This window comes from Candidatus Pelagibacter sp. (genome assembly GCF_052049775.1).
Lineage (GTDB): Bacteria > Pseudomonadota > Alphaproteobacteria > Pelagibacterales > Pelagibacteraceae > Pelagibacter.
On sequence record NZ_JBNGZH010000003.1, the window covers coordinates 1 to 9,341 of the forward strand.

Consider the following 9,341-nt stretch of genomic DNA (forward strand, 5'->3'; position numbering starts at 1 on the left):
TTGTTAAAAATTCATCAATCTTAGATTGAAAAATGATTTTTTTACCAAATTTATGGTAAAATCCGAGGAAAATAAATTTATCAAAAGTATGAAGTAAATAAATTTACAGCTCTAACACAAAAAATATTTTGTCTAACACAAAAAAAATATATTTTTATAAATTTTCAATTTTTGTTGATTTTACTTGTTTTTTTGAAATTTCAATAAAAAAAAAAACTCTAACACAATTCTTATTTGATATTTTGTGTTAGAGAAAAATACATATGTTAGATTTATCATAATTAAATTTTATTTATTAATTTTAAAAAAAATGTTGATTTTATTGACTTTTTAAAAAATAAACTCATTTTGAACACTAATTTTTAAATTTTGTGTTAGACTTTATAGTAGTTTTGTGTTAGAGATTCGGAAAATTGTGTTAGAAAAAAAATAAAATTTAAGTATGGCTGATCAAGACGAGAATAATAAAGATAAAGATTTAGTTAAATCTGAAGTTGAAGGTGAAAATCAATCTAAAGTTGATGAAAAAATTCAACCAGAGGATGAAAAATCTACAAATGTCGAAAGTACAACTAATGAGATTAATAAAAATAATCATCCTGAGAAAATTGACTCTTCAAATGAAAAAAAAAATGAAAATCAAAATTTAGATGCTCAAGATTATAGTTCAAAATCTGAAATATCACAAAACATTAATGTAGAGACTCGAGAACAAAAAATTTCAGAGGCTCTAAATGAAAAAAAAGATGGAGGAAATGGAAATGGACACGAAGTCATACATAAAAAAGATGGAAGATTACACATTTATGTTCGACAAGATAAATATAAGGGTGAATTAAAATCAAAAAATTGGGTTGGGAGACTTTACCACGAAGGAAAACAAAAAATTTCATCATCAGGAACTCCTAATCTCGAAGAAGCAATTCCAATTTTAGAAAAATGGTTTGATGATATTGTATCAGGAAAAGAAAAAGAAACTCAGGAACAAACAATTGTTACTGAACAACCAACTACACAACTGGAAACCTTTAGTTCAATTGAAGAAAATCAATCATCAAGTCGAAAAAATATTATACCAGAGGAGAAGAATGATCCAATCAATTTGGATCAATCAAAAGAAGATGAAATAGAAAATAAAAAATCTAAATTTTCTTTTTTGGACAATTTAAGAAAAATTAAATTTAAAAAACCAAATTTTAAAATAAAAAGTTCTGAGTCTAAATCCTCTTTTAAATCAAGTGAGTTTTCAAAAAAAGTTGGAAATTTTTTCAAATCTAAAATTGGCAAGTCATCAGTAAAGGGAGAGGAAATTGTTGGAGTAGAAATTACGAATCAAGAAATAAGACTAGCTCAAGTGTCAACTAACAAATCAAATCAGTGGGTATTAGACAAATTTTATGCACACCCTGTAGATTTACCAGATGACGCAAGTGTTTTAGAAAATGGAGAGAAATTAGGAGCTGAACTTTCTATTGCATTTCAAAAATCTAAAATTACTACACAAAACGCAGCGATTGCAATACCTGTTACAAGTGCAATTATTAGAGTTGTCACAGCGCCCTTAATGAAAGAAGAAGAATTACAAAAAGCAATTGAGACTAATTCACTTTGGGAAAATTTAGTTCAATTGACTGATAATTTAGATGATTATTCAATTTTTCATCAAGTAATCAATAGAAATGAAAAAGCTAATACCATGGATATTTTATTTGTTGCCTCAAAATTAGCTGACATTAATAATTACACATCAATAATTAAACAAAGTAATCTAAATCCAGTTATAATTGATGTAAAATGTTTTGCATTAAAATCTGCTGTAGACCAAATAAATCAAATCTCAAATAAAGCAGAAGATGCGAATTTAACAGCAGTTTTGGAATTTGGTTTAGATGAAAATTATTTGATGATTTTATATGATAATAACCCAATAATTACAGACATTTTTTTAAGGGGCCAGGATAGAAAAATATTGAAAGAGTCAAAAGATGTTGAGGAAAAAGAAGCGCTAGTTAGAAGATTTATAACTCAAGTAAAACAGGCAGTCCAAGACTTTGAAACTAAATATGAAAGAAGAATAAGAAATATAAAAGTTGTTTCTGATTTGAAAAATGTTGAAGACTACTTATCAATTTTTAGAAAAAATTTAGTAAATATTGGTTTTAATTTGTTTGATCCAATTGATGGACTTTATATTCCGCAACAAAACCAAAATAAAGTTGATTTAGAAAATAAATCTTATCTATCATCAGTGATTGGGCTAGCTTTTAGAAAACTTGATGTATTTGGATATTATAAATTTGTCACAGCTGTTAAAAATATAAATTTATTGCCAGATAGAAAAGGTATGATTAAAGAAAAAAAGATGAAAGCTTTTTCGAGTTTTGCTTTCAAAGGTATTACTGCATCAGTTGCAGCTGTTTATATTATTCTTTTTGGGTTGGCATTCTGGAATATTCAATCATACAACAAGAAGCTAACTAACTATAATAATGTCTTAGCAACACATAAGGCCAAAACAGCTGATTTAAAAAAAGTAAACAAAGAGTTAGGTTTAATCACTAAAACTTTGCAACTAAGTAATAGCTTAAAGTCAAATAAAGCAGAAAGCTACAGGATTTTGGCTCAAGTTGCAATGAGTGTTCCAAAGAGAATTAAATTTTCTTCAGTTGAGTATGATGGAAAAAATAGAGTAGTTGTGAAAGGCCAGGCTGCCACTGATCAAGATATCTTAAAATTGATAAATAATTTAGGAGCACAAGATGTGGTCACCCAAGCTTCATTGGGGAATATGAATTATAGGGGAAAAGCTGGGGACGCTGCTAATGTAAAAAAGAATTTTACTATAATCGTGGATGTAAAGGGATAATAAATGGATTTAAAAAATATTAACATCAATGATTTAAAGAATATAGATTTGGAGAGTATTAAATCCAAAATTAAATCTATAGATAAAAAAATTTTAATAAAATTTGGAGTCGGGTTTGCGTCTGTAATAATTTTTTTAATAATATATTACTCAGTTTTAAGACCAATTGTCGATCAGAAGAAAGCTAAATTATCAGACATGCAGACTAAACAATCTGAAATTTCAAATATGAATAATAGCATCTTAACTAATAAAGCTAAGATTAAGAAGCTTACGCCTCAATATGAAAAATACTCTACATTGTTTCATAGTAAAGCTGAGGTAGAGGGTCTATATGAGTCATTAAGTCAATTTGCCGGAGCAAACAATTTAGTCATATCTAGAATACAAAAAGGCACTCCAGTGCCGGTGACAAAAGCATCTGCTATGGCAGGATCTAAAAATAAGAAAAGTACCCAAAAAGTTGATAAAACAGTTAAGCAGAATATTGCCTACTTTAAAATTCCAGTAGAATTTCAAATTAAGGGCAATTTCCTTGGTTATATTAAGTTTAAACGACAAGTTGCCATGTCTCAAAAGATGTTAAATTTTGACAAAGAAACAATTAAAGTGATAAAAGGAGATACAACCAGTGCGGTAGTTGTAAATGGTACTTTAACAATAGTAGGATTACCAGATGATTTTTTTTAGATTAATAATTTTACTTTTTATCTTTTTTATTTTTTCACAGAAAGCAATATCAGATAGTCACGATCAAAATATTGTTGATAAAGCAAAAGAGATAAATAAACAAGTTAAAGAGAAACAATCTGCTCAGCAAAAGAATATTAAAAATGAAACGGGTTCAATTGTTGAGGAAGAGCCTCTTCCACTAAATGATCCATTTGCAGGAGATGCTTCTACCGCAAGTGATTTAGTAACTGAATCTAACCCTACTTCAAGTGCAGTAAAGTTAAGATCTTACAAATTAGTTGGATCATTTTCAACTAAAGACAATCAATTCATTACATTAGTTGATGACGGTGGTGAATTTATGATTTTAGAGTTATTTGAAGAAGTTTTAAGCGGTTTAAAATTGGTTGATGCAGATATTAAAAGAGCTGTTTTTGAAAATGAAGAAGATAACAAATTTATAATTATGAATTTCAAAAATCAAATAAAAGAGGCAAATGAATATTAAAAGATTAAATTTTTTGATTTTATTTGCAATCTTTTCAGCTTTAATTTTGAGTAGTTGTGCAACAAATGGGAAATTTGGCGCAAAAAAATTTAAACATCCTACACCTCTAATTAAAGATGACATCAAACTGAAAGGTAAAGTAGAAGTTGAAAAGACAGTTAAGATGGGACCTAGTCCTGCTGAGGGAGATGTAATAAAACTTGGTAAAAGAAAGAAAATTTCCTCTCAAAAAACAAGAAATTATTTATTAATTGGTGAGGAATACACGCTTTTAAAACAGGATGTGTCATTTAAATTTCAAAATCTTGATTATAGAACTGCTATTGAACTTATGGCAAAAGCAGGTGAGATAAATATTCTAATTGGAGATGAGGTAGCTGGTTCAGTTACTGCGCAGTTGATAGATATTCCATGGGATAAAGCTTTCAATGCCCTTTTAGATTTAAAAAATTATGCTGCTGATTTTGACGTACAGAGTAATCTAATAAGAGTTCACTCTCCTTCAAATTTAACACAACAAGAGTCTACAAAGTCAGCAAGAGCTTCAGCTGTTAGAAAAAAAGTCGAACTAGAAGACTCTGTGGAACCATTACTCTCAGAAATATTCAGACTTTATTATATAAGCCCTGCAGAAGCAAAAGCAACTTTAGATGAATTGTTTAAAGCTGCTGATGGTGGAATATCTTTAGTACAATTTACTGAGGAAAAAACTACAAGATCAATTATTGCTAGAGGGAAGGAAAAAGATTTAGATGTCGTAGACAAAATAATAAAAGAAATTGATGTTAGAACAAAACAAGTTTTAATCGAAGCTTTTATAGTAGAAGCAAACTCTGACTTTGAAAGAGCTTTAGGAACAAGACTTGGTGGATATTATAAAAGACAAAATGAAATAGTAGGTGGTGTTCAAGCTGGAACATCAGGTGATGCTGGCATAGGTGCTGGGACAGCAGCTTTATCAGCAACAACTGACTCTCTAACAGATTTCACCGCAGCTGGAAAAACCAGTGGTATTGGAATATTAAAGAAGACAGGATCTGCAGTTCTTAAAACTGAAATTACTGCTTTAGAATCTCAAGGATTAGGAAAAACTATTTCGAATCCGAAAATATTTACGCTAGATAATCAGGTTGCAACAATTACTCAAGGTGAAGAAATTCCCTACGCATCAAGTTCGGCAGAGGGGGCAGATACTTCATTTAAAGAGGCGGCTCTGAAAATGACGGTCACACCAAGTATAATTGGTGATGGTAATGTTCTTTTAGATATTCAGGTTAATAATGATACACCAAATAGATCAAACCCCGGTGACCCTGCAATTAACAAAATGGAAATCAGCACTAAATTATTAATAGCAGATGGAGACATTGTGGTCATAGGTGGAATTAAAAAAAACGCTTTAACTAATAGTAAACAACAAGTTCCAGGTGTAGGAAACGTGCCAGTTGTGGGAAATATGTTTAAAGGAAAAGCAAAGACCGATAATATGGATGAATTATTGGTATTTATTGCACCAAGGATTTTATAGATGTTAAAAATTAGTAGAGAAAGTGAAATTAACTTAATTAACGTATTAATTGATAATGATATTATTTCTGGAAAAGATTTAATTAATATAAAAAAGATTAGCACGGAAGGGAACAAATCCCAAATAGATGCAGTTTTTGAACTCAAGCTGACTGATGAAGATAAAATTCTAGATGTTTTGGTTAAAGAGCAAAGTCTTGAAATTGTAGATCTAGCAAAAATTCAAATTAGTGATGAAATTAAAAGTGTTCTGCCTTCTAGTTACATCAATGTAAATTTCGTAGCCCCTTTTAAAGTAGATGGCAAAACTCTTCACATTGCTATCTCTGACAGTTCTAAACTAGGTCTTATGCGTAATTTAAAAGCAATAACAAAAAAAAATATAGAATTACATGCAGCAAAGGTATCTCAAATTTCAGAATTTATTGAAAAACTTCAATCAGAAAGTGGAGATGTCACAACAGCAACGATTAGAAAAGAGAACAGAGAAAAGACTAAAACTTTTGACTCTGATCTAGGAGAGGCTGGTGAAGTTTTAGAGAAACCACCCGAAGAGGACATTGAAGCTATAGAAAATGAGTCAGAGGTAATAAAATTTAGTACAGCCGTTGTTGCAGAAGCAATCAAATCAGGTGTTAGTGATATTCATATTGAACCTTATAGGTTTACTTCAAGGGTTAGATATCGTTTAGATGGAATGCTTCAAGAGCAAGAGCAATATAAACAATTTCTTCATGATAACTATGGTGCAGTTGTAACGCGATTTAAAATCATGGGTAAATTAGACATTGCAGAAAGACGATTACCACAAGATGGTGCAATAAATTTCAAAATTGACGGGAAGGTTGTTGATCTTCGATTATCTATTTTACCAACCGCAAACAATGAGAGAATAGTAATGCGGGTTTTAAATAAAGATGCCGGAGATATTACTTTAGAACAATTGAATTTTGAGGACGTAGATTTACAAAATTTAAGAAAGGCAATTCATTCTACACAGGGCTTAATACTAGTAACTGGTCCAACTGGATCAGGTAAATCTACCACTCTTTATAGTATTTTAAAAGAAGTGAGCAAACCTCATTTAAATATTTTAACTGCAGAAGATCCAGTTGAATATGAGTTAGATGGTGTAGGTCAAGTACAGATAAAGGATGATATTGGATTAAGTTTTGCTGCTGCGCTAAGGTCATTTTTAAGACAAGATCCAGAAATTATATTAGTCGGAGAGATGAGAGATAAAGAAACCGTTGATATAGGTTTGAAGGCTGCATTGACAGGACACTTAGTATTTAGCACATTACACACTAATGATGCTCCAAGTACAATAACCAGATTGCAAAACATGGGTACACCAGATTATTTAATAAGTGCTGCTTGTCAGTTAGTTTTAGCACAAAGATTAGCCAGAAGAACATGTAAGGATTGCAGAGTTCCAGACGACGATGTTAATCCAAAAGTTTTACAGGACCTTGGTTTTACCGCTGAATTAGCCTCAAGAGTTAAAGCGCTTAAAGGCAAGGGATGTCCAAAATGTAAAGATACCGGTTATAAAGGAAGACAGGGTCTTTATGAAATTTTAGTAGTTTCAAAGCCTGTTAAAGAGGCAATTCTGAGAAAAGCGACAACTCCTGAATTAAGAGAAATTGCCGTTAAAGAGGGCTTTCAAACCATGCAAGACATGGGAAGAAGGTTAATTGCTAACGGAGAACTTAATTTTAGGGAGTATGAACGGGTTTTAACCAGCCAATAATTGGTATATATTAGTGAATAATGGAAGCATTTACTTATAAAGGGATTTCTGACGGCAAATATGTAGAGGGAAACATTGAAGCGATTAATCAAGAGGAAGCTTCTCATAAGCTTAAAGAGCAGAAAATTATCATTACCAACTTAAATAGAACAAAAAAGAAAAAGAGTGATGCTAAAACCACCAAGTCCAAAGGGGGAGGTTTTTCTTTTGGTAAGAAAAAAGTAAAAGTCGAGGACATTTTAATTTTTTCCAAGCAATTTGCAACAATGGTCAAAGCTGGATTACCAATACTAGAGGTTTTAGGTATGCTGAGGGATCAACTGGAAAGTCCTGCTATAAAAGAAGTAATAGAGGACATTAGAAAAAGTCTTGAGGGCGGTGTTACTTTATCTAAGTGTTTTGAAAAATATCCTCAATATTTCGACAATGTTTATGTCAATTTGATCAAGGCAGGTGAGGCTAGCGGTAAGTTAGATGTTTTTTTATTAAAAATAGTAGATTCATTAGAAAAAAAAGAAAAAATAAAAAAAAAGATAAAATCTGCATTAATGTATCCATCAATAATGTTTTCTGTAGCGATAACAGTAAGTGCGTTTATGTTAATTAAAGTAGTCCCTGTTTTTGCAAAAATGTATGATGGCATGGGATTGGCTTTGCCAAAACCAACAGCAGTTATTATGGGTATGAGTGATTTTTTAAGGGGAACTGGTGGAATGATTTTGCTAATTTCTATAATAGCCTTCGTAATTATATTTAGATATTTGACAACTAAAAATGCAGCAATCCAATATAAATGGCATAAACAAGTTTTAAAATTACCAGTTTTTGGTGAAATGATCTTAAAATCTTTACTTGCTAGAATTTCATTAATTTTAGGAAATTTAAGTGCTGCGGGTGTAAATTTGTTAGAAAGTCTCGAGATTGCGAAATCAGTTAGTAACAATGTTGTTGTAACGGAGGCTCTTGAGAATGTTAAAAAAGGTGTTTTTTCAGGAGATACGTTAACTAAACTTTTTTTAAAGGAACCATTGTTTCCACCAACATTTAGCCAGTTAATTTCTGTTGGTGAACAAACAGGTCAATTAGATGAAATGTTTGGATCAGTAGCAACTTATTATGAAGAAGAATTTGATCAAACAGTTGATAACATGTCAAGTCTGATTGAGCCGATAATGATTGTTTTTATGGGTGTAATGATTGGGGGATTAATGATTGCGATGTATTCTCCGATCTTTAATGTTGGGGCATTGATTGGTTAAATCTTTTTCGTAAGCACTAAATGGTTTACCCATTCCTTTTGGTCTTTTTTAAAAACAGCAGCATCCATAATTTGTTTTATAAAAAAAGTTCCAAGACCACCGGGCTTTATGTCATCTAGTTTTCTGTGCTGAATATTTTCAGGTATAACTGCTTTTCCTTTATCAAAAAAACCTATTTCTAAATCGTTGTTTTTAAGTGAAATTTTTATTTCCATTCTATCGGAAGTTTCAGCAATATCTTTGTATGCGTGTTTCACAATATTTTGAGCAGCTTCAGCAATAGCTAATACGAGTTCATCTTTTTGATCTTGAGGTAGATTAATTTTTTCAAACACCTCTCGAGAAAAAGTTCTTACTTCTTTTAAACTAGCAGTGCTAACGAGAAAATCTTTAGATTGTTCAATATTCATTATTCTAAGTTTAAGATCTGTTCGAGTTTAGCCATCATAATTACTTTTAAAACAGATTTACTTACCTCTTTAACAATAACCTTAGTATTATGTTCAAGAGCTTTTTGGTGGCTTTCAATAAGAACTGAAATTCCAGATGAGTCCATATATGCAACGTCTTTTAAATTAAGATGAACTTCTTTACCTGCTTCAACTAATGGTAAAATTACTTCTTTAGCTTTTTCAGTAACGTCCATGTCAATTTCACCATTTAAAAAAACAGTACTGACATTATTCTCCTCTGTAACTTTATAAGTCATAATTTTTAATTTCGATAAACTGATAACATAAATAAATCCTAAAATGT

8 protein-coding genes are annotated in these 9,341 nt (G+C 30.7%); 6 read left to right on the forward strand and 2 right to left on the reverse strand.

The window, feature by feature from the left end:
- Positions 1–442: 442 nt before the first annotated feature.
- Genes pilM through ACTT83_RS00175 form a run of 6 tightly spaced genes read left to right on the forward strand, consistent with a single transcriptional unit; the run spans position 443 to position 8,585 of the window.
- On the forward strand, positions 443–2,866 hold the full coding sequence (pilM, locus tag ACTT83_RS00150) for a pilus assembly protein PilM (RefSeq protein ID WP_440918243.1): 2,424 nt from the start codon (positions 443–445) through the stop codon (positions 2,864–2,866).
- Between the two features lie 3 nt (positions 2,867–2,869).
- Positions 2,870–3,556 carry a pilus assembly protein PilO gene (locus ACTT83_RS00155; RefSeq protein WP_440918244.1) on the forward strand — a complete coding sequence of 229 codons (687 nt, stop codon included), beginning with the start codon at positions 2,870–2,872 and terminating at the stop codon, positions 3,554–3,556.
- Entirely contained in the window at positions 3,543–4,046 is a 504-nt protein-coding gene (locus ACTT83_RS00160) for a pilus assembly protein PilP (RefSeq protein ID WP_440918245.1), read from the forward strand. Before ACTT83_RS00155 ends, ACTT83_RS00160 begins: the two co-directional genes overlap by 14 nt.
- Positions 4,036–5,574, forward strand: a complete 1,539-nt coding sequence (pilQ, locus tag ACTT83_RS00165; protein WP_440918246.1) for a type IV pilus secretin PilQ — start codon at positions 4,036–4,038, stop codon at positions 5,572–5,574. The genes ACTT83_RS00160 and pilQ overlap by 11 nt, the downstream gene beginning before the upstream one ends.
- Positions 5,575–7,326: a GspE/PulE family protein gene (locus tag ACTT83_RS00170; RefSeq protein ID WP_440918247.1), complete on the forward strand. Its 1,752-nt coding sequence runs from the start codon at positions 5,575–5,577 to the stop codon at positions 7,324–7,326.
- Between the two features lie 20 nt (positions 7,327–7,346).
- Positions 7,347–8,585, forward strand: coding sequence for a type II secretion system F family protein (locus ACTT83_RS00175; RefSeq protein WP_440918248.1), 1,239 nt, complete (start codon positions 7,347–7,349; stop codon positions 8,583–8,585).
- Here the strand turns inward: ACTT83_RS00175 and ACTT83_RS00180 are convergent.
- Positions 8,582–8,995 carry an ATP-binding protein gene (locus ACTT83_RS00180; RefSeq protein ID WP_440918249.1) on the reverse strand — a complete coding sequence of 138 codons (414 nt, stop codon included), beginning with the start codon at positions 8,993–8,995 and terminating at the stop codon, positions 8,582–8,584. The two genes, ACTT83_RS00175 and ACTT83_RS00180, sit on opposite strands and share 4 nt — an antisense overlap.
- A partial coding sequence (locus ACTT83_RS00185) for an STAS domain-containing protein (protein WP_440918250.1) occupies positions 8,995–9,341 on the reverse strand: 347 nt, incomplete at its 5' end. The genes ACTT83_RS00180 and ACTT83_RS00185, both read right to left, overlap by 1 nt.

What these genes read in the sequence shown, in the direction of transcription:
- ACTT83_RS00180 (WP_440918249.1), bottom strand. Translation starts at nt 8,995, where the DNA reads ATGAATATTGAACAATCTAAAGATTTTCTCGTTAGCACTGCTAGTTTA.
- ACTT83_RS00160 (WP_440918245.1), top strand. Translation starts at nt 3,543, where the DNA reads ATGATTTTTTTTAGATTAATAATTTTACTTTTTATCTTTTTTATTTTT.
- pilQ (WP_440918246.1), top strand. Translation starts at nt 4,036, where the DNA reads ATGAATATTAAAAGATTAAATTTTTTGATTTTATTTGCAATCTTTTCA.
- pilM (WP_440918243.1), top strand. Translation starts at nt 443, where the DNA reads ATGGCTGATCAAGACGAGAATAATAAAGATAAAGATTTAGTTAAATCT.
- ACTT83_RS00155 (WP_440918244.1), top strand. Translation starts at nt 2,870, where the DNA reads ATGGATTTAAAAAATATTAACATCAATGATTTAAAGAATATAGATTTG.
- ACTT83_RS00170 (WP_440918247.1), top strand. Translation starts at nt 5,575, where the DNA reads ATGTTAAAAATTAGTAGAGAAAGTGAAATTAACTTAATTAACGTATTA.
- ACTT83_RS00175 (WP_440918248.1), top strand. Translation starts at nt 7,347, where the DNA reads ATGGAAGCATTTACTTATAAAGGGATTTCTGACGGCAAATATGTAGAG.